The following is a 23,966-nucleotide window of genomic DNA, read 5'->3' as shown; positions in this document are numbered from 1 at the left end:
TGCGCGGCAAGGGCCGTCGCGCACCATTAAAGTGCATAAGGGGTTTGCTAAACCAAGGCGGCAAATCCTTATCGCCGCTCTCTTTTCCCTCATGCGTTCCTGCAAACTATCTGGAAAGATCGACGCAGAGATATTTCATTTCCAGATAATCTTCGATCCCGAAACGCGATCCCTCGCGCCCCAGCCCCGACTGCTTCACCCCGCCGAACGGCGCGACCTCATTGGAGATCAGCCCGGTGTTAATGCCGACCATGCCGTAATCCAGCGCTTCGGGCACGGTCCATTGGCGCACCGCGTCGCGCGTATAGACGTAAGCCGCCAGCCCGAATTCGGTATCGTTCGCCATGGCCACCGCTTCGGCTTCATCCGCGAACTGGAACAGCGGCGCCACCGGGCCGAAGGTTTCTTCACGGGCGAAACGCATATCGCGCGTAACGTCACCGACGATTGTCGGCGTAAAGAAGGTTCCCCCCAGCGCATGCGGCTGGCCGCCGTGCAGCAGCGTGGCGCCTTTCCCCAAGGCGTCGGCGATGTGCTGCCGCACTTTGTCGACGGCATCGCCATCGATCAGCGGACCCTGCGTCACGCCGGGCTGGGTGCCGTCGCCCACCTTGAGTTTTTTGACCTCTTCCACCAGCTTTTTCACCAGCGTCGGATAAATGCCCTTTTGCACGTAAATCCGATTGGCGCAGACGCAGGTTTGCCCGCTGTTGCGGAATTTCGACGCCATTATGCCTTTTACCGCCAGGTCCGGATCGGCATCGTCAAACACGATGAACGGCGCGTTGCCGCCCAATTCCAGCGACAGTTTTTTCACCGTCGGCGCGCTTTGCGCCATCAAAATACGGCCGACTTCGGTTGAACCGGTAAAGCTCAGTTTGCGCACCACCGGGCTGTCGCACAGCGTTTTGCCCACCGACTGCGCGTCCCCGGTGATGACCTGTAGCACGCCGCGCGGGATCCCCGCCTGCAGCGCCAGCTCCGCCAGCGCCAGCGCGGTAAACGGCGTTTGTTCGGCCGGTTTAACGATCATGGCGCAGCCGGCCGCCAGCGCGGGGGCCACTTTGCGGGTGATCATCGCCGCCGGGAAATTCCACGGCGTAATGGCCGCGCAAACGCCGATCGGCTGCTTAATCACCAGCAGCCGCTGCTGACCCTGAGGGGATTGCAGCACGCTGCCTTCAATACGTTTGGCCTCTTCGGCGAACCAGTCGATAAACGACGTGGCGTAACCGATTTCGCCGCGGGCTTCCGCCAGCGGCTTGCCCTGTTCCGCGGTCAACACTTCCGCCAAATCCGCCTGATTTTCCATAATCAGGCGCGACCAGGCCTGCAACACGGCCGCCCGCTCTTTTCCGGTGCGCCTGCGCCATTCGGCCTGCGCGCGTTCCGCGGCGGCGATCGCCTGCTGCGTTTGTGACGCTGTCACTAATGGTATCGTACCCAGCGTCTCGCCGTTGGCCGGATTGGTCACGGCAAGATGTTCGCCGCTCTGGCTATCGTGCCACTCACCGTCAATCAAACAGCGCTGGCGAAATAATGCTTTCTGATTCAGTTGCATAGCATTCCTCTTACTTGGTAAGCACGCGACTCAGAATGGTCATGGCTTTGCTGAACTGCTCGTCAGGAATGGTCAGCGGATGCAGGAAGCGAATCACGTTGCCATGCACGCCGCAGGTCAGCAGCAGCAGCCCCTGCTCCAGCGCTTCCTTCTGGAATTTACGCGTGATTTCAGCGGAAGGCTTACCGGTCTGCGGGTCGCAGAACTCCGCCGCCACCATTGAGCCCTGAGCGCGAATCGCCGCCAGCGCCGGGCAACGCTGCTTCACCTGTTCCAGCGTTTCCACCAGCGCCGCGCCCAGCCGTTGCGAACGCGAACAGAGTTTCTCTTCTTCGATCACATCCAGCACCGTCAGCGCGGAAGCCACCGCCAGCGGGTTGCCGGCATAGGTTCCTCCCAGTCCGCCGGGGCCCGGCGCGTCCATCACTTCTGCACGCCCTACCACGCCGGAAATGGGGAAACCGCCGCCCAGGCTCTTCGCCATGGTGATCAGGTCGGCCCGTTCGGCGTAATGCTCCATCGCAAACAGCTTGCCGGTACGGGCGAAACCGGTCTGCACTTCATCGGCGATCAGCAAAATGCCGTGCTCGTCGCACAGTTTGCGTAACGCGCTAATAAATTCCGGCGGCGCGACGTTAAATCCGCCCTCGCCCTGAACCGGCTCCAGCAGAATCGCGGCCACCTGATCGGCGGCGATATCGGTGTGCAGCAGACGGTCGATGCTTTCCAGCGACTGTTCAACGGTAACGCCCGTCTGCGCATTCGGATAGAGCGCGTGGAAGATGGATCCGGGGAATGGGCCGAAGCCGGTGGAGTACGGCGCGACTTTCCCGGTCAACGTCAAAGTCAGCAGCGTACGGCCGTGGAACGCGGCGCCGAACGCGATGACGCCGGGACGCTTGGTATAAGCGCGGGCTATTTTCACCGCATTTTCAACCGCTTCCGCACCGGTGGTGAAAAAGGCGGTTTTCGCCGCGCCGGCGATCGGCGCTAGCGCGTTGATGCGTTCGGCCAGCTCGACATAGCCGCCGTAAGGCACGATCTGATAGGCCGTATGCGTGAAGCGCTCTAACTGTTCACGCACCGCCGCCATGATTTTCGGGTGGCGATGGCCGGTATTCAGCACGGCGATGCCGGCGGCGAAATCGATGAACTCACGCCCTTCGACATCCCACAGCGTGGCGTTCTCCGCACGGGCGGCGTAGAAATCGCACATCACTCCCACGCCACGCGGGGTGGCGGCTAAACGTCGTTGATTTAATTCGCTGTTACTCATTTTCTGCTCCGATTTAAAGAACACGCCCGGCCTATGATGACCGCGTTATGGACGTGATGCGATAGGCTGTGTCACATCTTTCTGTTGCTATTTACACGCCGGATGGTTCTATAATCCAGAGCCAGTTTTTAATATTTAAGGGATCCACTTTTGCGCTCGCTCTTGACCGATTTATTGCTTCAGCGTTTGAGCAATCAGCAGGAAGGCACGCTGAATAAACGCCTCTACGACAGTATCCGTCTGGCGATTCTCGATGGCGCCATTACCGCCGGCAGCCGCCTGCCTTCCTCGCGCGATCTGGCCCATGAGCTGTCGCTCTCCCGCAACACCGTACTGGCGGCCTATGAGCAGCTGCTGGCCGAAGGGTACGTGGAGGCGCGAACCGGAAGCGGTACTTTTGTCACCGAGCAATTGCCCGACGGCAATATGGCGCCGGTGCGCGATGAAAGCGACGTATTTCCCCGCCGGCCCGTACAGGAGCTGTCGCGCCGCGGCACGCATCTGTTGGGCTACGCCGGCGCTTCCGCCCGCCAGTGGGGCGCCTTTATGCCGGGCATTCCCGATATCGCCAGCTTTCCCCATGACTTATGGCGCCGGATACAGACCCGGCTGACCCGGCGAGCGTTGCCCGAACAGCTGTCGTACTCCCCCGTCGGAGGCTGCCCCGAACTCCAATTGGCTCTGGTGGATTACCTGCGCGTCGCCCGCTCCGTTGAATGCACTCCGGAACAGATTCTGATTACCGAAGGGACGCACCAGGCGATGGATCTGCTGGCGAAGATGCTTTGCAACCCCGGCGATCTGGCCTGGATTGAAGACCCTTGCTACTGGGGCACGCGCAACTTGCTAACGATTAACGGGCTGCGCATTGCGCCGATTCAGGTGGATGAGCTGGGAATGGCGCCGCCGGATACCGTCTCCCCCGCGTCGACGCCGCGGCTGATCTGCGTAACGCCATCGCACCAGTACCCGTTGGGATCGGTCATGAGCCTGGCGCGGCGCCAGCGCCTGCTGACGCTGGCGCAGGAGCACGGCTGCTGGGTCGTTGAGGATGACTACGACAGCGAGTTTCGTTTCTCCGGCAACCCGATTCCCGCGCTGCAGGGGCTGCAAAACCAGTCTCCGGTGATCTACATCGGCACCTTCAGCAAAACGCTCTATCCGGGGCTACGCGTCAGCTATGTGGTGCTGCCGCCGCAGCTGGCCAGGGATCTGAAAGTAGCCCATTCAGAGCTCTACCGCGGCGGCCACTGGCTGACGCAGGCGACGCTCGCTCAGTTTATCCGCGAGGGGCACTATGCCGCCCATATCCGGCGTATGCGGCTACTCTACGCCAGGCGCCGGGCCATGCTGACCGCGCTTATCGAACAGCATTTAGGCGCGGACTATATCGGCGATAACAGCAACGCCGGATTGCATATGCTGCTCAGGCTCCCCGCCGATATCGATGACGTGCTGCTGAGCGCGCGGATTTTGCGGCGCGGCGTAATGGTAAGGCCGCTTTCCAGCTACTATTTGCGCCAAAGCAGAGAACGGGGGCTGCTGTTGGGATACGCCTGCGTGGAAGAGAGCAAAATGGCGCAGTCATTCGCCGTCATCGCCGACTGTATCCATGAGCAAACATGAGCAAATATCCGTCAATAGAGGCGCTTGACCGCCCCCGCCTCGCGCACCATAACGGTGCTTATCCACTAAGGCGCATCACCATAATGGCGCAATGCCGCTAAGCGTTTTTTGGCCTTCGCGGTTTTAACTCATTCGCCGTTCTCGAATTAACTAAACAGGCACGATTTGTGCATGCGTTAGATTCAGATACGTTACAGCGAGAAATGGAATAATGAGAACCTATGTCAGTTTCAAAAATATTCAGAAGACCTACGACGGCGATCGCCTGGTGGTAAAAAACCTGAACCTGGATATTAAGGAAGGCGAATTTCTCACCCTGCTCGGCCCTTCCGGCTCCGGCAAAACAACCAGTCTGATGATGCTTGCCGGGTTCGAAACCCCGACGCAGGGCGAAATCTTTCTGCATGATACGCCACTGCACCACCTGCCGCCGCACCAGCGCGGCATCGGCATGGTCTTTCAGAACTATGCGCTGTTTCCCCATATGACCGTGGCCGAAAACCTGGCGTTTCCGCTGTCGATCCGGCGCTTGAACAAGGCTGACATTAAAGAGAAAGTCGACCGCGTATTGGATCGCGTCAAGCTGACCAATCTGGCCGATCGCTATCCGGCGCAAATGTCCGGCGGGCAGCAGCAGCGCGTCGCGCTGGCGCGCGCGCTGGTGTTCGAACCCAAATTAGTGCTGATGGATGAGCCGCTGGGCGCATTGGACAAACAGCTGCGCGAACATATGCAGTTGGAGATCAAAGAACTGCATGAATCGCTGGAGTTAACCGTGGTTTATGTCACCCACGATCAGAGCGAAGCGATGACCATGTCCAACCGGGTGGCGGTATTCAACGACGGCGTCATTCAGCAGATGGATAGCCCGAGCGATATTTATGAAAAACCGGAAAACGCCTTTGTGGCGCAGTTTATCGGGGAAAACAATACGCTGATCGCCACCCAGTCCGGCGCGGAAGGCAACTTCTACCGCGCGACGCTGGATGACGGCACCCAGCTCCAGGCGCTTAAGGTACGCCCGAGTTCGCCGGGGAAAAAGATTACGCTATGCATTCGGCCGGAACGCATCCGTATTAATGAAGAAAACCCCGGCGCCGGCGTTCAACAGGTCAAGGCGCGCATCCAACAGTTCATTTATCTGGGCGATCACGTGCGCATGATGACCGAAGTCGCCGGTCAGCCGCAATTTATGGTGAAGCTGCCCGCCAGCGAAATTCAGCCTCATTGGCAAGCCGGCGCCGAAGTGACGCTATCCTGGCGCCCGGAACATCTGCGCGCGCTGGATGTGGTAAAAACGCATTAGGAATAGTGGCGGAAGAAAAACGCGAGCTTATCGCGCGGCGATAGGGATGGCAGATTTTCAACGCTCTGATGAACGCACGCCGATACGGCGTGCGGGAGTTTGCTGACAAGCCGCTTATCGGCTTGGGAAGACGTGGGCTTAGCTGCGGATTTTACGGTAGATCCACAGCACCACGATGGCGCCGATCACCGCAACGATAAAGCTGCCGAAGTTGAAACCGTCGACCCGGCCGAAACCAAAGAACGTACTGATATATCCCCCGACCACGGCGCCCACGATCCCCAGCACCACCGTCAGGATAAAACCCCCTCCGTCTTTACCCGGCATGATCCATTTAGCCAAAATACCTGCAATCAATCCAAAAACAACCCAGGAGATAATTCCCATACTAACCTCGCTTTTTTGAGAAGGACGGATACTCGTCCCCCGTCGGCTCACGGCAAACCGTGTTTTTTGTCGTTCCATGATGCGTTTATACCCTTCATCTTTCGAGCCGGGCATATCTACAAATATTGCTGCAGATGAAACGCGGTAGTAAGTATAGACAAGAATTATCGCGCGAGGGGAAACGAAAGGCGTTTAGCTAACTGTTTGATTACATTATCGACTATGGCCGGTCCATCAATAAACCGTCATGCAATTGTAAACGTTTCCTAAACGAAGTGATGATTTATAATTGATTATAGAAGTAATCCTAACTGACGGCATATGCCCCTCGGCTAAACTGTTTATTACAGCGCTTTCCCGCTGTTTCAACAGGATTGATGACTGAGGAACCCCATGAAGGAAGTCAGTAAAGTCAGCAAAGAACGCTTTATCGGGCTGGAATGGCTGCGGTTTTTGCTTGGCTGCTATGTGATGATTTACCATACGGTGCACACTTATCCGCAGCGCGCGCGCGTGCCGTTTTTGGATGAGCTCACCAGTATGGGATTTTTTGCCACCAGTACGTTTTTTATTCTGTCTGGTTTCTTACTGGCGCACGTCTATATCAAAGACGGACGCTTGCGCGAACCCGCGCGCCGCTTCTGGGCCAAGCGCTTCTTCAATCTCTACCCGATCCATATTATCGCGCTAGCGGCGTCCATCGCCGTTGTTTCCTTGATGCAGTGGCTCGCCGTACCGCCGGAGGGGCAGGTCGCCAGCGCCCGCTTTGTGATTTACGACACCAACGAGCCGAATGTCGATCCGCAAACGTTGCGCCACTATATGACCAACGCCCAGTTGGCGTTTAACGGTCTGCTGCAGCTGTTGATGTTACAGGCGTGGAACCCCTACTTCCTGACGTTCAACGCCCCGCTGTGGTCGCTCTCCACCCTGTTCTTTTTCTACCTGACCTTTCCGCTGCTGGCGCCGCGCTTGCTGAATAGCCGCCATCCCTGGCTATGGATGGGCGTGATTTTCGCGCTGTATCTGCTGCCGCCGGCCTGGGTGATCTGGCAACAACAGTATGGCATGCCCTATACCGGACTGCTGCAGCGCGGGCCGCTCTTCCGCCTGCCTGAGTTTTTGGCCGGTATTCTCGGTTACGCCCTATTCCGGCGCTATCGCCAACGGCGATCCGGCCCGTTGACCGCGGGACAGCGCTATGGCGTGACTTTGTTTATCATCGTCAGTTTTATTGTCGCGACCTGGCTGTTTACCAAAGGCGCTGCGTTCTGGTACTACCTGCTGCATAACGGATTGCTGCTGCCGGCGCAGGTGGCGTTAGTCTGTCTTTGCGCGCTGGCCAAAACGCCCGACAGCGAATGGCTGCGGCACTGGTCGCCGCGCCTGGGCGCCGCGTCGTTATCCATCTTCGCGCTGCACGTGCCGCTGTTTAATTTATTCCGCACGATTGAGCAACTGGTGCGCGGCAATCCGTTGGCGTGCTTCAGCGATTGGGATAGCTGCATCGCCGCCGCCGGGCAGGTACAGCTATCGATAACGGGCTATATTATTTACCTGTTCTCTTCCGTGGCGCTGTGCGTACTATTCCAAGAGCAAATCGTATTCCGCGTTCGCCAGTTCCTGACGAATCGCTATCTGAATCGCGATTTGTCGTCCCGCTCACAGAGCGCGGCCTAGCGCGGCCTAGCGCGGCCTAGCGCGGCTAACGGCTATAATGTGAAGTGTGACGGACTTCGCGTTATAGCCGTTAATAATCAATCGCATCTTTTATAACTATTTACATTCTAATCAATCGGCGTTTTAGGCTAGAGCATCTTTTCGATTCCTGTTAATGTCTTCCCTCCGGGCTGAACCGGTTCATGATTTATCGGCCGTACGCCTTACACGGCGTCTTTCAACACTTGTCACTACTGTTTATCTGGCAAAATGACACTATCCAAACACGCAATATCCTCCCTGAGTCTGGTTATCGCCCTTGCTGGCGCAGGCATTACCCAAAGCCGGGCCGACACGATTTGGCTCACCAACGGCGACCAGATCAGTGGCAAAATCACCCTGCTCGACAGCGGTAAGTTGTTTATTACCACCGATTATGCCGGCTCAATATCCGTTTCGTGGGACAAGGTTAAAACCTTTGAAACCGACCACGGTCTGGTTATTCAGGGCGAACGTTATAAAGAAGGCGAGCTCTACCCGGTGATTAAAGCCGGGGAAAATCGCGCGATTCTCGCCACGCCGTCGATCTCCAGCGATGCTAACGGGCCGAAAACGCTTCAGCTCTCGGAAATCACCTCCATCGTCGCGCAGAAACCGTTGGTCACGGATTTATCCTGGAAAGGCAACATCGATGCGGGAATGTCGCATAAGAAGAGTTCGACGACCACGGATAACTACGACGCCACCCTCAGCACGCAGGCCCGGCACGGAACCTGGCGGCATAACGTTGACGGCAGCTACCACCTGGCCAAAGAAGACAACGTGGAGAGCACCAAGAACGTCGCCGGCGAATACGCGCTGGATAAGTTCCTGGATGAGCATTGGTTCTGGCAGGGGCGTTATCAGTACAAACGCGACTGGATCGAAAGCATTAAAATCAACCGCTCAGTGGGTCTCGGCCCCGGTTATCAGTTCTGGGATAACGATCTCGGCGCGTTCTCGCTGACCTCGCTGGTCAGCTCCCAGACTTACGTTTATCAGGATCAGGCGGAAGGGGAAGATAACTTCTACTCCGGCGGCGTCAAATGGGATTACAACCGCTACCTGTTCGGTAAAAACGTGCAGGCCTTCACCGGCGGCGAACTGGGGCGCTCTTTCGACGCCACGGCGCCGTTTTATCTGAAAGCGGACGCCGGGCTGCGCTTTAAGCTGACCGACTGGTCGTCCCTGAGCATGAAAGTATCGCGCACCCGCATCGAAAGCGATCAGGGTAATGTCAACGATACGCTCTACACCATGGGCGTGGGCGTCGGCTGGTAATTCGCCGCGCGCAGTTTGGGCTACGGTCAGCGGACCTCATGCATACGTATGGCGTTCGCTGACTTTTTTATTTGCATGCGGCGTTTTTTAACGCGGATCTTCCTTCCCGTCCGCCGCCTGTTGTAGCACACGAACCTGTCGAGCCAGTTCGCTCAGCTCATCATCCTCCATGCCGTAATTTTTCAATTCGCGTTCGAGCGCGAACAGATACTGCGCGTTGGTTCCCAGCGGGCCGCTGGCCTGGGCGATAAGCGGAGCCACCTGCTGAATGCAGGTATCTTGTTCAACAAGCGGATGACTGCGGGCGGAAACAAACGCCAATGCAGTGACGCTGTCACCATTATGCTGCTGCAGCGTAAACCAACCGGGGCGATAGCATCCCGTCAGCATTTCCCGCTTCCACAACAGCTCCAAATCTTCGCGCAGCGAAGATTCAGATAAACGAAAAGCCAGCCCGGTGGTTTTCCCTCCCGGTATCAACGCCAGCATACGGCCGGGGCGATTCGCCGTCCCTCGCCCGGCCGTCAGGCGCAGGCAAAAGGCCCGATGCCAGTCGTGCAACGTGGCCAAACAAGCCTCTTCCGCATCAAAAACCGGATTCCACATAAGAGAACCGTAGCCGAATACCCAAACAGGGCTGTGATCGGGACGGCTGGCCAAGGTCTTTTCCAACGATTCCGCGCGCTGCTGCGGCGTGAGCAGTAACGTTTCTTCAATACAGCCAAACGATGTTCTACAGTCTGCTTTTTGCAAAAAATCACGTGTCAACACGACTTACCACTCCCGGACCATTCTATTTACCGCCCATCAGGCATGTTACCGTTCCATCCTTAAAACCCAACGCTGCCGCCCGCCAGTCATTAATGATGAGATTATTCATTTTCCGCTCCGCAATCAAATTTGATATCGTTCACAAAAAATGGACGGCCGCGCTAAGAGGGACGTGATGGTAATTGATCTCCGGCGTCCGCTACCCAACGGAGATCAAAACGCCGCCAACAAACCGCAAATAGCGGCGTAAAGCGAAAAAAACACCGGGAAGGCGTTGGTTTCAACCAGGGTTTTGCGAATTAATCTACACTGGTAACGGCGGGAGCGTTAATTTGCCTCTCTCCGCCGCTCATCCCGAGCGCAGTATCGGCGTATTTCGCACACAACCGCCGCGTCGCCCGGCTTCGCTATCGCGCGGCCGCAATAAAAATGAGCCAAATAGCCATCAGAATGGCGATCTGCGATGAAACGGCCTAAATAAAAAGAAACTTCGCTGTAAAGCCGATGTCGCGGTTGATAATCATAAATCTAAGTCATAAAAAATATATTTAGTATTATTATGATAGAAAGAAAACAAACGAATACCGCCCATTCATTTAATTATCTTCACCAAGAGTAAAAATTGGTAAAAAAACCGCGAGAAGCCGCAGAATTTGCTAATCTGTATCTTCTTTTTACGTTATAACTACTTTTCAGCAACCTGGCTGCTAAAAATAACATTTTTATGACATTTTGCTTTTCGCCATAGCGCATAATTTCGCTGGATAAGGAGAACCCCCGTAATGAAGTCTCAGTCTGAGGTAATCAAGACCCGCCATCAGGAATATTCGCTCATTTTGCCGATCGTCGCGTTGGTCGTGCTGTTCCTGTGGGCGGATACGCAAAACTTCCTCGCCATTTTGGGCATTAACCTACTGGCTCTGGCCGGAATTTTGTTCAGCGCCTTTAGCGTTGTCCGTCACGCCGATGTGCTCGCCCACCGCTTAGGCGAACCCTATGGCTCACTGATCCTCAGCCTGTCGGTGGTTATTCTCGAGGTCAGCCTGATTTCCGCCCTAATGGCCACCGGCGATGCCGGCCCCGACCTTATGCGGGATACGCTCTACTCTATTATCGTCATCGTCACCGGCGGTCTGGTGGGCTTCGCGCTGCTGCTGGGCGGCCGCAAGTTTGCGACCCAATACGTTAACCTGAGCGGCATCAAGCAGTATTTGATGGCTATTTTCCCGCTGGCGGTGATCGTTCTGGTTTTCCCCAGCGCCCTGCCCGAAGGCAATTTCAGCGTCGGCCAGGCGCTGATCGTGGCGCTGATTTCCGCCGCGATGTACGGCGTGTTTCTGCTGATTCAGACTCGGACGCACCAAAGTCTGTTTGTTTACGAACATGAAGATGAGGGCGATGGCGACGATCCGCACCATGGCAAGCCGTCGGCGCACAGTTCCCTGTGGCACACGATATGGTTACTGATTCATCTGGTCGCCGTCATCAGCGTCACCAAGATGGATTCCCAGCCGCTGGAAGCGCTGCTGACCGAAATGAACGCGCCGGCGCAGTTTACCGGTTTTCTGGTGGCCTTGCTGATTTTATCGCCCGAAGGCCTAGGCGCGATCCGCGCGGTACTGAAAAACCAGGTGCAGCGGGCGATGAATCTGTTTTTCGGCTCCGTGCTGGCGACAATCTCATTGACGGTGCCCGCCGTCACCGTGATCGCCATGCTGACCGGCCGCACGCTGAACTTCGGGCTGGATATGCCGCATATCGTGGTAATGTTGGCGGTGCTGGTGCTATGCCATATTACGTTTTCAACCGGTAGAACCAACGTTCTGAGCGGCAGCGCGCATCTGGCGCTATTCGCCGCCTATCTGATGACCATAATGCTTTAATCCCCTGCCTTGCGCCGGCATTGCATACGTGCATTGCCGGCCGCCATAACAAGCATCTCTTGATGTATATCTGGATTTTCTAAGAACATCAGGCGTATCGTATATAGCGCATATCTACGACGGACCCAGCCGGCCCGCCATTTTGTTCTTCTTTTTTATTGGTTCTTCCTTAGATGAAAACGCATGGAATTAACGGCATCAAACCGTTCAGCGCGCTTATTGACGCGTGCTGGCGCGAAAAATATACATTACAACGCCTTACCCAAGACATTATCGCCGGCATCACGGTTGGCATTATCGCCATTCCCCTCGCCATGGCGCTGGCGATAGCCAGCGGCGTCCCTCCGCAATACGGGCTGTACACCGCGGCGATCGCCGGGATTATCATTGCTGTCAGCGGCGGTTCCCGCTTCAGCGTTTCCGGCCCGACGGCCGCTTTCGTGGTGATCCTCTATCCGGTTTCCCAGCAATACGGCCTTTCGGGACTGCTGATCGCCAGCCTGCTCTCAGGGGTATTCCTGTTGCTGATGGGGATATGCCGCTTCGGACGGCTGATCGAATATATCCCTTTGTCGGTCACGCTGGGCTTTACCTCCGGGATTGCGATTACCATCGGGACGATGCAGATCAAAGACTTTTTCGGTCTGCATATGGAAACGGTGCCCGAGCACTATGTCGGCAAGGTCGTCGCTTTGGCGCAATCAATGCCCACGCTGCATATCGGCGATACCTTGATTGGCATCGTCACGCTGGCGGTGCTGATTGGCTGGCCTAAACTGGGCATTCGCCTGCCGGGGCACCTGCCCGCGCTGCTGGCCGGGGTTGCCGTTATGGCGCTTCTGTCATTGGCCGACATTCACGTCGCCACCATCGGTTCCCGTTTCAGCTATCTGCTGGCCGACGGCACCCAGGGGCAAGGCATTCCGCCCATTCTGCCCCAGCTGGTTCTTCCCTGGAATGTGGCGGCGCCGGGCGGCCAGGCGATGGAGCTTAGCTGGCAAAGCATTTCCGCCCTGCTGCCGGTGGCCTTTTCGATGGCGGTGCTGGGGGCGATTGAGTCCTTGCTGTGCGCCGTGGTGCTGGATGGCATGACGGGTAAGAAACACAACTCCAACGCCGAGCTGATCGGCCAGGGCTTCGGCAATATCATCGCCCCGTTCTTTGGCGGGATTACCGCCACCGCGGCGATCGCGCGCTCCGCGGCCAACGTGCGGGCGGGGGCGACCTCGCCGGTTTCGGCCATCGTTCACTCGCTGCTGGTGCTGCTGGCGTTGCTGGTGCTGGCGCCCTGGCTCTCCTATCTGCCGCTGGCGGCCATGGCCTCGCTGCTCTTGATGGTGGCCTGGAATATGAGCGAAGCGCACAAAGTGATCGATCTGCTGCGTCATGCGCCGAAAGACGACATTATCGTGATGCTGCTCTGCATGTCGCTGACCGTGCTGTTCGATATGGTCGTCGCCATCACCATCGGGATCGTACTGGCGTCGCTGCTGTTTATGCGCCGCATCGCGCAGATGACCAGGCTAAGCGAACTGCCGGGAACCCAGGCGCCCAATCAGTTGGTGCTGCGCGTTAACGGCCCGCTGTTCTTTGCCGCCGCCGAGCGCGTCTTCAACGATTTAATGGAGCGCAGTCAGGGGTACCAGACGATCATCCTGCAGTGGGATGCCGTTCCGGTGCTGGATGCCGGCGGGTTAAACGCGCTGCTGCGTTTCAGCGACGCGCTGCCGGAAGGGAAGCATCTGATTATCACCGATATTCCGTTCCAACCGCTGAAAACCCTGGCGCGGGCGAATGTTCACCCGATTGACGGCCGCCTCAGTTTTTACGGCTCTTTGGCTCAGGCATTAGACGCCGTCGGGGAAACGAAGGCGTTAAACGCGCCGCAGTAGGCTAAACAGGAGTTGATACGTAGGGGCACGCTTGCGCAGCGTGCCTTTTTTGTTGGGCGCTCTATTTTTCCGCCGCATCCGGCGGCGCCACGATCCGCACGGACAGACGCTCATCCTGCTGGGTCAATGCCAGCGAATCGCGACACTCTTCGTCAATAACGATCAATTGCTCATTCGTCAGCGAATAAGGCAGTTGAATATCAAATGTCTTCAGACCTTGCTGCCGCGCCAGCTCAATCAGCCTGGCAATATTTATCTCATCGCTTACCTGAGTAGAGAGAACTTGCATAGCAAGCATTTTAAGACGTTCTTTGAAGGACACCTTCTGCCGGGACAGCGGTATCTTGGTCACCATGCCGAAAAATGGCCATACCCCATATATCGCGTCAATAAAACGCCAGTGCTTCTTACACAATGCCGCCAGATAATCTGTATAGTCGATGCATATTCTTTCGTTGAAATATGCCGGCTCGGGGTGATACTTCGCCATCCCCTTTCTCCTCTTTGCCGGTGGGTTCGCCGTATGGCTTTGCGACAAAACCTTAGCATGCGAACCCGTTTATTCGAGTATATTGGCATGGTTTAGTGTGATTTTACCAGTCAGTTTGGAGTATTGATTGTGGCAAAATTTTCTTCCGCTCCCATCTTAATTACCGGCGGCACGCGGCGAATCGGGCTGGCGCTGGCGCGGGCGTTTCTGGCGAAAAATATTCCGGTTATCGTCAGCGGCCGCACCCCCTATCCCGAGATTGAAACGTTGACGAGCCAGGGCGCCGTCTGCCTAGACGCCGATTTTTCCACCACGGAACAAATTTACGCGTTCGCCGAACGGGTGAAGGCGTTAACGCCGCATCTGCGGGCGGTTATCCACAACGCCAGCAGCTGGCAGGCGGAAAACGCGGCGATCCCGCCGGAGAAAACGCTGGCGGATATGCTGCAAATCCACGTTTACACGCCTTATTTGCTCAACCAACTACTGGAATCCCGTCTGCGCGGCCAGGGGGTCGCCGGCGCCGACATTATTCATATCACCGACTATGTGGCGGAGAAAGGCAGCGACAAACATATCGCCTATGCGGCGAGTAAAGCGGCGCTGGACAATATGACCCGTTCTTTTGCCCGCAAGCTGGCGCCGGAAGTGAAGGTCAACGCCATCGCTCCCGCGCTGCTTATGTTTCACGACCATGATGACGAACAGTACCGCCGTCAGGCGCTGGACAAATCGCTGATGAAGATCGCGCCGGGCGAAGAGGAGATGGTTCGACTGGTGGATTACATACTCTCCAGCCGTTATATCACCGGGCAGACGCTGGGGCTGGACGGCGGCCGCTCGCTGCGTTGATAAGCAAGTAGCCGGGCGGTTAACACCCGTTTACGCTTCATGGCTGGAGCTGGCCCGGTCATCGATCTATGCTAGCCGAAGCGATTTCTGGATAACGCGAGCGCCATGTATAAAGTTGTTTTTATCGAAGATGATGTGGAAGTCGGTAAGCTGATTGCCGCCTATCTCGGCAAGCACGATATTGATGTTAAGGTCGAAACCCGCGGCGATCGGGCGCTGGCGTTTATCGAACAGCAGCAGCCCGACTTGGTGCTGCTGGATATTATGCTACCGGGTAAAGACGGCATGACGATCTGCCGGGAGCTGCGTCCGCGCTATAGCGGTCCGATTGTCCTGCTGACCTCGCTTGATAGCGATATGAACCATATTCTGGCGCTGGAAATGGGCGCCGATGACTATATTCTGAAAACCACGCCGCCGGCGGTTTTACTCGCCCGCCTGCGGCTGCATTTCCGCCAGTACGGCAACGCGCCGCAGGCGGGGATAGAGCCGGCCGCCGCGCCGTTGCAAATCCACAAACCCCTGCACTTCGGTCTGTTATGCATCGACCCCGTCAACCGTGAGGTGACGCTGGGGGAAGAAAATATCGCGCTATCAACCGCTGATTTCGATCTGCTCTGGCAGCTGGCCACCCATGCCGGCAATATTATGGATCGCGACGCCCTGCTGAAAAATCTGCGCGGCGTGAGTTATGACGGCATGGATCGCAGCATCGACGTCGCGATCTCGCGCCTACGTAAAAAACTCTATGACAACCCGACCGAACCGAGCCGTATCAAGACGGTGCGCAACAAGGGCTATCTGTTCGCTCCAAACACCTGGGAAAGCGTTGAGCCATGAGAAAGCTGTTTATCCAGTTTTTTTTGCTCTTGTTCGCCTGTTTCGTGGTCATGACGCTGCTGGTCGGGCTGGTTTATAAAGTCACCGCCGAGCGAGCGGGCAGACAGTCCATGGATGACCTGATGAAAAGCTCGCTCTATCTGATCCGCAACGAGCTACGCGCCATTCCCCCACGCGACTGGCACAAAACGATCGGCCAACTGGATTTAAACCTGTCGTTTAAACTGCAGATCGAACCGCTGAATAAATATGCGCTGAGTCCCAAAGCGCAGCAGCGGCTCAATCAGGGCGAGATTGTCGCGCTGGATAATGAATATACCTTTATCCAGCGTATTCCCCGCAGCCACTATGTGTTGGCGGTAGGACCGATCCCCTATCTGTTTTTTCTGCATGAAATGCGCCTGCTGGACCTGTTATTGGTGATGCTAATTGGTTTGTCGCTGGCTCTGCCGGTATTCCTGTGGATGCGGCCCCACTGGAAGGCGATGCTGCAGTTGGAAAACGCGGCGCAGCGTTTCGGCGACGGGCATCTTGAAGAACGCACCCATTTTGACAACACCTCCAGCCTGTTTCGCCTCGGTATCGCATTTAATCTGATGGCGGATAATCTGAACCAACTGATCGCCAGTAAAAAGCGGCTTATCGATAATATCGCCCACGAGCTGCGTACGCCGCTGGTGCGGCTGCGTTACCGGCTCGCCATCAGCGAAAATCTGACGGAGGAAGAACAGCAGGCGTTGAATCGGGATATCGGCCAGTTGGAAGCGCTGATCGACGAACTGCTTACCTATGCCAGGCTGGACCGGCCGCAGGTTACGCTGCATCTCGCTGAAACCGATCTCCCCGGCTGGCTGCAAAGCAAAGTCGATGATTTCCGGCTTGTCCATCCCGATAAAAACATCACGCTGGATATGTCGAACCGCGGAAGTTTCGGCTATCTCGATCTGCGCTTAATGGAACGCGTGCTGAATAACCTTGTCAATAACGGATTACGTTTCTGTCGCGTTCGCCTGCATATCAGCCTGCTGCTGAACGCCGACAATAGCGCCAGTTTATACGTTGAGGATGACGGGCCGGGCATCGAACCCGGCCAGCGGGAAAAAATCTTTGAACCCTTTATCCGTTTGGATACGGGCATTGAAAACAGCAGCGGCGGCTGCGGGCTCGGCCTGGCTATCGTCCATGCCATCGTCCGGGCGTACGAAGGAACCATCGTCGTGGATAACAGCTCGCTGGGCGGCGCCAGATTTTGCTTCTCCTGGCCGATAAAGCCTAGCGCCGCGGCGCAGACGCCGCCGCATCACAAATAAGTCACGCCGGAGGACAGTCGGTATCGCCCTGTCCGAGCGTCGGCTGCCATAGCACCTGAATCTGTTGCGGATCCACGCCGTCCAGCAGGCTGCGCATCATGGCGGCAATCTGTTTGCCCACGTTGATCCGCGTATTTTGCATAATCGGCGTTATCGCCGCGTCGATCAGATTATCATCCGGCAGTCCGTCGTAAACGATCAGGGATACGCCTTTCTTTCCCAGCCGTCCGGCCTGCTGTAGCGCGATGGCCGCCCCTTCCCCCAGCATATTGCAGTCGGTAATGATGGCCGTCGGCGGCGCATCGAGCGCCAGCAGTCGCTGGGTGGCGTAATAGCCTCCCGGGCGGTTAGGCTCCGCTTTCTGCAGATAACTTTCCGGCTGCGGCAGCGAACGATGCGCCAGCGTATCGACGTAGCCTTGCAGCCGCTGCTCCACATAGGCGACTTGGGCGTCGGTGCTTAAAAACGCGATGCGCTGATGCCCAAGCGCCGCCAGCCGCTCCACGGCCATCACGGAGCCGGCATAGTTGTCGAAATCAAACCAGGCGTAGGGGCGGGACAAATTGCTGCGTCCGAGCGCCAGAAAAGGAAAATTTTGCTCCTGAAGATACTTGAGACGGTGGTCGTCAGGCTTGGTATGCGCGACCAGCAGCGCATCCACCCGCCGGGTTTCCACCAGGCGAGTTAATGAATCGTGAGTCTCATTGAGTTCATCGGGGATAAGCAGTAAATCGATGCCGAATTTCGCCAGTTCGATGCTGATCCAGCCGATCATTTCCAAAAACGTCGAGTTATTCAGCACCCGAGGCCGGGAGGGATACGCCAGGGCAACCGCATCGGTTTTCCCCATTTTCAGGCGCCGGGCCATCGAATTGGGCTGATAGCCCAACCGCCTGGCGGCTTCCACAATCCGTTCCCGCGTCGCTGGCGCGACATCATCATAACCATTCAATGCGCGGCTGACCGTCGTAGAGGAAATCCCCAATTCGCTAGCGATCTTTTTTAATGACATATTCAACCCGGCATACAGCGTTAATAAGGAAGGAAAACCCTAATGCCGCGCGGTTAAGAATTGAGAAACAGGCTTAACTGACCGGCATGTAAGGAAAACCCTCTTGATATATCATTTAATATAAATGAACTCAATAAGTTACCCGGCTCTCGATCAAAGTTCTTGCCATTAAGCGGCGATACGGCCGCTTTCCCGCCGTCAGATAGGCAATCGCCTGGAATTCCGGCATGTTAATAGCGCGCTTCCCTCGTCCTGGGATATCAACACAGGGAATATTTTAAGCCCGTCACAAATCCGAAACGTTTAGATTCCAGATCTAAACGTTTCGGATGTATGTTTAATGCCGAACGCTTCAGGTGGCGGCGTACGCATAGGTCGGCCAAACCGCACTCAGATGACCGATACGCAGAGCGTTCCGCAACGACGAACCGCGTCAGCACTCTTACCTTTGCACTATCAGCTACATCATGAGGTGTTTATGAACCAAGCAAGCGAAGAAAAAACCTATCTGGGGAACCGCAATTTCTGGTTGTTCGGGCTTTTCTTCTTCTTCTATTTTTTTATTATGGCCTCCTACTATCCGTTTTTTCCGATATGGCTGCATGACGTCAATAATTTAAGCAAAACCGATACCGGTATTGTATTCGGCAGTATTTCGCTCTTCGCCCTGGCTTTTCAGCCCATCATGGGGCCGCTGTCGGATAAACTCGGCCTAAGAAAAAACCTGATGTGGATTATCGTCGGGCTATTGATTCTGTTTGCGCCATTCTTTATTTATGTTTTCAGCCCGCTATTAAAGTTTAATATTTTTCTCGGCGCGCTGATCGGCGGCTGTTATCTCGGTTTTGTATTTACCGGCGGCTCTCATGCCATCGAAGCCTATATCGAGAAGGTTAGTCGCCACAGTAATTTCGAATACGGACGCACCAGAATGTTCGGCTGTATCGGCTGGGCATTATGCGCCAGCGTTGTCGGCATGCTTTATACCGTCAATAACGAGCTGATATTCTGGATGGCGTCCGGCTGCGCGCTGGTGCTGGCCGTACTGTTATTTTTATCCCGCCCCGACCAGCGCTCTACGGCCTATGTGGTCGATAAACTGGGCGCCAATAAACCCGCGTTTAATCTGAAAAACGCCATCGAATTACTGAAAAAACCGGCGTTATGGTTCTTTATTCTCTATATCGTGGGCGTGCCCTGCATTTACGATGTGTTCGATCAGCAGTTCGCCAATTTCTTCACCTCTTTCTTTGCAACCAAGCAGCAAGGCACTGAAATATTTGGTTTCGTCACTACCGGCGGCGAGTTGCTGAATGCGACCGTGATGTTTTTCGCGCCGGTGATCATTTCCCGCATCGGCAGCAAAAATGCATTATTGCTGGCCGGAACCATTATGTCGGTGAGGATTATCGGTTCGGCGTTCGCCACATCCGCCGTTGAAGTCGTCGTTCTGAAAATATTGCATATGTTTGAAGTGCCGTTTCTGTTGGTCGGCTCCTTTAAATATATTACCCAGGTATTTGAAGTCCGCTTTTCCGCGACGGTCTATTTAATCGGCTTCTGTTTCAGCAAACAATTATCGATGATTTTCATGTCTGTTTTCGCCGGGCGTATGTACGACCATATGGGCTTTCAGGATACCTATTTGGTTTTGGGCTGCATTGTGCTGGCGTTTACCGTGATTTCAGCCTTTACCCTTTCCGGACACGGCGTGGTTGAAAGTATCCGTTCTTATTTCAACGGTGATAAGCGACTTGTTCAGACGGCGGACAAATCCCGTTCTTAGCGCGTGAGAATATACGGCGGTGGAGAAAAACGACCAGCGCCGGCCGCCGGCAAATGACTTAATTTTCTTTGGAGCTGTTATGAATAATATTGTCAGGTTATCCAGTCATGATTCAGATGTTATTTTACGTTGCCGTCCGTATGTGGAAATTATCTATTGGGGCAAACATCTGCAAGATTATCAGCCTGAGATGATAGAAGCCCTGGCCCGCCCGGTGGCGAACAGCCGTTTGGATAGCGATGTTCCCCTGACGATTTGTCCTGAAACCGGACGCGGCCTATTCAGCGCGCCGGGGATGGAAGGAAACCGCGATGGTAAAGACTGGTCGCCGATTTTTACCGCCCAGCGCCACACGCTTGAAGATAATTGCCTGACCGTCGTCAGCGAAGATGCGACGGCCGGCCTGCGCCTGGTCAGCGAATTGGCGCTTTGCCCGGACAGCGGCGTATTAAAAACCCGCAATACGCTGACCAATATTCGCCCCGGCCGCTACCACGTCGACCGTCTGGCCGTAACCCTACCGTTACCGGAGCGCGCCGATGAAATCATGGCGTTTAACGGCCGCTGGATAAAAGAGTTCCAGCGCCATACTCTCAGGCTGGAACACGGCGGCTATATTCAGGAGAACCGCCGCGGTAGAAGCTCGCACGAATATTTTCCCGGCCTGGTCGCCGGCAAAGCCGGATTCAGCGAACAGCAAGGCGAAGTCTGGGGGCTACACCTGGCCTGGAGCGGCAACCACCGCCTGCGGGCGGACAGCAAAAGCGATGGCCGTCGCCAGGTCCAGGCGGAAGCGCTCTACTTTTCCGGCGAAATGACGCTGGAAACCGCTCAAAGCGTCAGCACGCCCTGGGTGTATGCCGTTTATTCCGCAGCGGGCCTGAATGGCATGAGCCAACGCTTTCATCAATATATCCGCCGGCAGATCGCCCCTTCGCTGGCGGAGAAGCCCCGCCCCGTTCATTTGAATACCTGGGAGGGGATCTACTTTAAGCACGATCCGGACTACATCATGCGCATGGTGGAGAACGCCGCCAAACTCGGTATCGAACGTTTCATCATTGATGACGGCTGGTTTAAAGGGCGTAATAACGATCGTAGTTCGCTGGGCGACTGGTATATCGATGCGGAAAAATACCCTCAGGGGCTGCAACCGGTGATTGATGCGGTAAAAAATCACGGTATGGAGTTCGGCATCTGGGTGGAACCGGAAATGATCAATGCGGATTCCGATCTGTTTCGCGCGCATCCGGACTGGGTATTGAGGCTGGATGGCTATCCGATACTGCTCGGACGCAACCAAATGCTGCTCGATCTGGCGAACCCGCAGGTGTACGACTACCTGCTGGAACGTCTGAGCTGGCTGCTGGGCGAACACCGCATCGACTACGTTAAGTGGGACTTCAACCGTGAAATGGTTCAGCCCGGCCATCTGGGACGCCCGGCGCAGGTACGGCAAACCGAACAGCTGTACCGGCTATTTGATCGGCTCAACGATCGCTTCCCCTCCGTGGAGTTTGAGTCCTGCGCGTCCGGCGGCGGGCGGGTGGATTATGAAATATTGAAACGCTGCCGCCGTTTCTGGCCGTCGGACAGTAACGATGCCCTCGATCGACTGCAAATTCAGCGCGGAATGAGTTACTTCTTCCCGCTTGAAGTGATGGGAGCGCATATCGGCGGCAGCCCTTGTCATACCACCTCCCGGCGGCACAGCATTAATTTCCGCGGGTTAACCGCGCTGTTCGGGCACATGGGCGTCGAACTTGACCCGGTTACCGAACCCCAGGCGGAGCAGCAGGCTTTCGCCCGCTATATCGCGCTGCATAAGCAGCTACGCCCTCTGTTGCACAGCGGCGACCAGATGCGCATCGACTATCCCGACGACAGCACCCTGATCAATGCGGTCGTCGCGCAGGATCGGCGGCAGGCGGTGGTGCTGATAAGCCAGCTCGCCCTGCCGAAATATGCCCTGAGCGGCAGTTTGCAGATCCCCGGCCTGAAACCGCACGCGCAATACCGCCTTGAGGTATTGGATATGCCCGCGAGTATGCATAAGGAAAGGAATAACACCATGAAGAGATATCCGGCCTGGCTGAAACAGCCGATGAGCCTGAGCGGCGACTGGCTGGAAAAAGCCGGCATTGCCTTGCCTATCCTCGATCCCGAATCGGCCATTCTGCTGCGTTTCTCTGAAGTGCGATAATCCTGCGAACCACGGGCCGCCGCCGGCGTTCGGCGGCCCGCCCTCCCTATGCAACAACAATCCGCCGCGCCCGCCCGGGGATAAATCCGGCTTTGTACATTCGGTTACACGCCGAAACCAATCACTTACGGAAGCGGATTCGTTTTTTCCCTATTCTCTCTTCACCGGCCCGAATGAGGGTCACGAAACCTGAACGAGTAATGAGGAAATGATGATGAATAAAGTATTGGTAATGATCGCGGGTGCGGCTCTGGGTCTCTCCTCTGTAGCATTTGCCGCTGAAACCGCGCCTGCGGCGCCGGCTCAGACTCAGGCTACCTCGACAACATCCGCTCCGGCCAAGGCCGCGCACAAGAAACACGTGAAGAAAGCTAAACCAGCCGAACAGAAAGCGCAGGCGACGAAAAAACACGTGAAGAAAGCTAAACCAGCCGAACAGAAAGCGCAGGCGGCTAAAAAAGCGGTGAAGAAAGCCAAAACGGCGAAACCGGCCACGACCACGCCGGCTGCTTGATACATCTTGCGTCATCTGCGCGGCGCTGAGGACGGCTTCATCATGGTCCGGTAGAGAGTCCCGGCCATGATGGGGCGCTTGTGCCGCCTTTGCGCGACCAGATAGAGTTTCAGGTAATCAAACATCCGGCTAATCGTAATCAGCGCGATTACGATCGGCCGCGTGTTTATTTCATGGGATACCCGGATGATGCCGCGTCGTTACTCATTTGAAATCATGCTATCGCTGGTTCTCATCTGTGGGGTCATCACCCTGCTCTTCTTTCTATAGTTCATTAGGTTAAACCTCTCTCCACTTTAAAAAAACGCCATTAGAGCCGACCGCTTTTCCGTAAAATACATCTATAGTTATTTAACTTAATCGGTTCGATAACACGCTGACTTTTAACGTAAGGCCCAACACTACATGCATATGCGCATATCAGCCTGGTTGTTATGTTCATTACCTTTCATCCCCCTTGTTTCCTGGGCTGACGACGCGGCTGCCGATACGGCGCGGCAGCGGCAAATCCTATTTTTTAATCATGACGATCGGGATCGGGTGCCCGACGCGACGCAATGGCCCTGGCAGGCTATCGGCCAGCTTGAAACCGCCAGCGGCAATCTGTGCAGCGCAACGTTGATCTCGCCGCATCTGGCGCTTACCGCAGGACACTGCGTGCTGGCGCCGCCTAACGGCAAAGCGGACCCGCCCGTCGCGCTGCGTTTCCTCGCCGCGGAGAGCGGCTGGCGCTATGAAACCAAAGATATTGAAGTGTTGGTAAACCGCCGGCTCGGCCGAAAACTGGAAGCCGACGGCGACGGCTGGATTGTGCCCCCGGCGGCCGCCCCCTGGGATTACGCGTTGATTCGTTTAAAGCAGACGCCGCCGGGTATCGAACCGCTGCCTATTTGGCAAGGCGATCGCCGCGAATTAATGCAGGCGCTGGCGCAAAATAAACAGCGCGTAACCCAGGCTGGCTATCCCGAAGATCATCAAGACACCCTGTATCGTCATCAGGACTGTCTGATCACCGGCTGGATCCAGCAGGTGGTGATGTCGCATCAGTGCGATACCTTGCCCGGCGATAGCGGTTCGCCCTTGATGCTGCGCACCGCATCGGGATGGGCCATCGTCGCTATTCAAAGCTCCGCGCCGGCGGCCGGCGATCGCGACAGCGCGGATAATCGCGCCGTTTCCGTTATCGCGATTCGCAAGACGCTGGAAAACCGGGTGAAAATAGCGGCGACATTAACGCCATAGCGGCGCTATGCCTTCCAGACTGCAAACCGCAGGGGC

19 protein-coding genes are annotated in these 23,966 nt (G+C 56.1%); 13 read left to right on the top strand and 6 right to left on the bottom strand.

Translation table 11 applies throughout. The features are described from left to right. Positions 1-106: 106 nt before the first annotated feature. Positions 107-1,561: an NAD-dependent succinate-semialdehyde dehydrogenase gene (locus tag VSX58_RS02360; protein ID WP_327616639.1), complete on the bottom strand. Its 1,455-nt coding sequence runs from the start codon at positions 1,559-1,561 to the stop codon at positions 107-109. Positions 1,562-1,571: 10 nt separating this feature from the next. Beyond that, positions 1,572-2,837, bottom strand: a complete 1,266-nt coding sequence (locus VSX58_RS02355) for a 4-aminobutyrate--2-oxoglutarate transaminase (protein ID WP_327616638.1) — start codon at positions 2,835-2,837, stop codon at positions 1,572-1,574. A gap of 150 nt (positions 2,838-2,987) precedes the next feature. Here VSX58_RS02355 and pdxR point away from each other — a divergent pair, with 150 nt between their 5' ends. Next, entirely contained in the window at positions 2,988-4,463 is a 1,476-nt protein-coding gene (gene pdxR, locus VSX58_RS02350; protein WP_327616637.1) for a MocR-like pyridoxine biosynthesis transcription factor PdxR, read from the top strand. Positions 4,464-4,674: 211 nt separating this feature from the next. Continuing rightward, entirely contained in the window at positions 4,675-5,769 is a 1,095-nt protein-coding gene (locus VSX58_RS02345) for an ABC transporter ATP-binding protein (RefSeq protein WP_327616636.1), read from the top strand. Positions 5,770-5,907: 138 nt separating this feature from the next. Here VSX58_RS02345 and VSX58_RS02340 read toward each other — a convergent pair whose 3' ends face one another. Further along, entirely contained in the window at positions 5,908-6,156 is a 249-nt protein-coding gene (locus VSX58_RS02340; protein ID WP_327615000.1) for a GlsB/YeaQ/YmgE family stress response membrane protein, read from the bottom strand. Between the two features lie 393 nt (positions 6,157-6,549). Between VSX58_RS02340 and VSX58_RS02335 the strand changes: the two genes are divergently transcribed. Continuing rightward, complete coding sequence (locus VSX58_RS02335) at positions 6,550-7,836, top strand: acyltransferase family protein (RefSeq protein ID WP_327616635.1); 1,287 nt, start codon at positions 6,550-6,552, stop codon at positions 7,834-7,836. Between the two features lie 249 nt (positions 7,837-8,085). Beyond that, positions 8,086-9,135 carry a DUF481 domain-containing protein gene (locus VSX58_RS02330; RefSeq protein ID WP_327616633.1) on the top strand — a complete coding sequence of 350 codons (1,050 nt, stop codon included), beginning with the start codon at positions 8,086-8,088 and terminating at the stop codon, positions 9,133-9,135. An 87-nt stretch (positions 9,136-9,222) separates the two neighbouring features. On the opposite strand, the gene VSX58_RS02325 is transcribed toward VSX58_RS02330, so the two are convergent. Then, positions 9,223-9,906, bottom strand: coding sequence for a gamma-glutamylcyclotransferase (locus tag VSX58_RS02325; RefSeq protein WP_327616632.1), 684 nt, complete (start codon positions 9,904-9,906; stop codon positions 9,223-9,225). A gap of 782 nt (positions 9,907-10,688) precedes the next feature. Between VSX58_RS02325 and chaA the strand changes: the two genes are divergently transcribed. Both chaA and dauA read left to right on the top strand, forming a co-directional pair. Next, positions 10,689-11,789, top strand: a complete 1,101-nt coding sequence (gene chaA / locus VSX58_RS02320) for a sodium-potassium/proton antiporter ChaA (RefSeq protein WP_327616630.1) — start codon at positions 10,689-10,691, stop codon at positions 11,787-11,789. 173 nt (positions 11,790-11,962) lie between these two features. Further along, complete coding sequence (gene dauA / locus VSX58_RS02315) at positions 11,963-13,681, top strand: C4-dicarboxylic acid transporter DauA (protein WP_327616629.1); 1,719 nt, start codon at positions 11,963-11,965, stop codon at positions 13,679-13,681. Between the two features lie 61 nt (positions 13,682-13,742). On the opposite strand, the gene VSX58_RS02310 is transcribed toward dauA, so the two are convergent. Then, positions 13,743-14,171, bottom strand: a complete 429-nt coding sequence (locus VSX58_RS02310; protein ID WP_327616628.1) for a hypothetical protein — start codon at positions 14,169-14,171, stop codon at positions 13,743-13,745. A gap of 129 nt (positions 14,172-14,300) precedes the next feature. On the opposite strand from VSX58_RS02310, the gene folM reads away from it, so the two are divergent. The 3 genes from folM to rstB all read left to right on the top strand — a co-directional run bounded on the left by folM (position 14,301) and on the right by rstB (position 17,173). Beyond that, complete coding sequence (gene folM, locus VSX58_RS02305) at positions 14,301-15,023, top strand: dihydromonapterin reductase (RefSeq protein ID WP_327616627.1); 723 nt, start codon at positions 14,301-14,303, stop codon at positions 15,021-15,023. Positions 15,024-15,128: 105 nt separating this feature from the next. Then, the gene (rstA, locus tag VSX58_RS02300; protein ID WP_327616626.1) at positions 15,129-15,863 is read left to right on the top strand and encodes a two-component system response regulator RstA; all 735 of its coding nucleotides are present in this window, start codon (positions 15,129-15,131) and stop codon (positions 15,861-15,863) included. Further along, on the top strand, positions 15,860-17,173 hold the full coding sequence (rstB, locus tag VSX58_RS02295) for a two-component system sensor histidine kinase RstB (RefSeq protein ID WP_327616625.1): 1,314 nt from the start codon (positions 15,860-15,862) through the stop codon (positions 17,171-17,173). Before rstA ends, rstB begins: the two co-directional genes overlap by 4 nt. A gap of 1 nt (position 17,174) precedes the next feature. On the opposite strand, the gene VSX58_RS02290 is transcribed toward rstB, so the two are convergent. Beyond that, positions 17,175-18,185 (bottom strand): LacI family DNA-binding transcriptional regulator, encoded by a 1,011-nt coding sequence (locus tag VSX58_RS02290; RefSeq protein ID WP_327616624.1) that lies wholly within the window; start codon positions 18,183-18,185, stop codon positions 17,175-17,177. Positions 18,186-18,663: 478 nt separating this feature from the next. Here VSX58_RS02290 and VSX58_RS02285 point away from each other — a divergent pair, with 478 nt between their 5' ends. The 4 genes from VSX58_RS02285 to VSX58_RS02270 all read left to right on the top strand — a co-directional run bounded on the left by VSX58_RS02285 (position 18,664) and on the right by VSX58_RS02270 (position 23,930). Continuing rightward, positions 18,664-19,971: an MFS transporter gene (locus VSX58_RS02285; protein WP_327616623.1), complete on the top strand. Its 1,308-nt coding sequence runs from the start codon at positions 18,664-18,666 to the stop codon at positions 19,969-19,971. A 79-nt stretch (positions 19,972-20,050) separates the two neighbouring features. Further along, positions 20,051-22,174 (top strand): alpha-galactosidase, encoded by a 2,124-nt coding sequence (locus VSX58_RS02280; RefSeq protein WP_327616622.1) that lies wholly within the window; start codon positions 20,051-20,053, stop codon positions 22,172-22,174. Between the two features lie 214 nt (positions 22,175-22,388). After that, on the top strand, positions 22,389-22,688 hold the full coding sequence (gene asr / locus VSX58_RS02275; RefSeq protein ID WP_327616621.1) for an acid resistance repetitive basic protein Asr: 300 nt from the start codon (positions 22,389-22,391) through the stop codon (positions 22,686-22,688). Positions 22,689-23,099: 411 nt separating this feature from the next. Further along, positions 23,100-23,930 (top strand): trypsin-like serine peptidase, encoded by an 831-nt coding sequence (locus VSX58_RS02270; RefSeq protein WP_327617043.1) that lies wholly within the window; start codon positions 23,100-23,102, stop codon positions 23,928-23,930. The last annotated feature ends 36 nt before the right edge of the window (positions 23,931-23,966 follow it).

The organism is Brenneria populi (assembly GCF_036016195.1).
GTDB lineage: Bacteria > Pseudomonadota > Gammaproteobacteria > Enterobacterales > Enterobacteriaceae > Brenneria > Brenneria populi.
The sequence above is the reverse complement of the archived record's forward strand: the minus strand, read 5'-3'. Positions and strand labels throughout refer to the sequence as shown.

Excerpts from the sequence above, each read along its gene's own strand:
- VSX58_RS02360 (WP_327616639.1), bottom strand. The coding sequence starts at position 1,561 with ATGCAACTGAATCAGAAAGCATTATTTCGCCAGCGCTGTTTGATTGAC.
- VSX58_RS02355 (WP_327616638.1), bottom strand. The coding sequence starts at position 2,837 with ATGAGTAACAGCGAATTAAATCAACGACGTTTAGCCGCCACCCCGCGT.
- VSX58_RS02345 (WP_327616636.1), top strand. The coding sequence starts at position 4,675 with ATGAGAACCTATGTCAGTTTCAAAAATATTCAGAAGACCTACGACGGC.
- VSX58_RS02340 (WP_327615000.1), bottom strand. The coding sequence starts at position 6,156 with ATGGGAATTATCTCCTGGGTTGTTTTTGGATTGATTGCAGGTATTTTG.
- VSX58_RS02335 (WP_327616635.1), top strand. The coding sequence starts at position 6,550 with ATGAAGGAAGTCAGTAAAGTCAGCAAAGAACGCTTTATCGGGCTGGAA.
- VSX58_RS02330 (WP_327616633.1), top strand. The coding sequence starts at position 8,086 with ATGACACTATCCAAACACGCAATATCCTCCCTGAGTCTGGTTATCGCC.
- chaA (WP_327616630.1), top strand. The coding sequence starts at position 10,689 with ATGAAGTCTCAGTCTGAGGTAATCAAGACCCGCCATCAGGAATATTCG.
- dauA (WP_327616629.1), top strand. The coding sequence starts at position 11,963 with ATGAAAACGCATGGAATTAACGGCATCAAACCGTTCAGCGCGCTTATT.
- VSX58_RS02310 (WP_327616628.1), bottom strand. The coding sequence starts at position 14,171 with ATGGCGAAGTATCACCCCGAGCCGGCATATTTCAACGAAAGAATATGC.
- rstA (WP_327616626.1), top strand. The coding sequence starts at position 15,129 with ATGTATAAAGTTGTTTTTATCGAAGATGATGTGGAAGTCGGTAAGCTG.
- rstB (WP_327616625.1), top strand. The coding sequence starts at position 15,860 with ATGAGAAAGCTGTTTATCCAGTTTTTTTTGCTCTTGTTCGCCTGTTTC.
- VSX58_RS02290 (WP_327616624.1), bottom strand. The coding sequence starts at position 18,185 with ATGTCATTAAAAAAGATCGCTAGCGAATTGGGGATTTCCTCTACGACG.
- VSX58_RS02285 (WP_327616623.1), top strand. The coding sequence starts at position 18,664 with ATGAACCAAGCAAGCGAAGAAAAAACCTATCTGGGGAACCGCAATTTC.
- VSX58_RS02280 (WP_327616622.1), top strand. The coding sequence starts at position 20,051 with ATGAATAATATTGTCAGGTTATCCAGTCATGATTCAGATGTTATTTTA.
- asr (WP_327616621.1), top strand. The coding sequence starts at position 22,389 with ATGAATAAAGTATTGGTAATGATCGCGGGTGCGGCTCTGGGTCTCTCC.
- VSX58_RS02270 (WP_327617043.1), top strand. The coding sequence starts at position 23,100 with ATGCGCATATCAGCCTGGTTGTTATGTTCATTACCTTTCATCCCCCTT.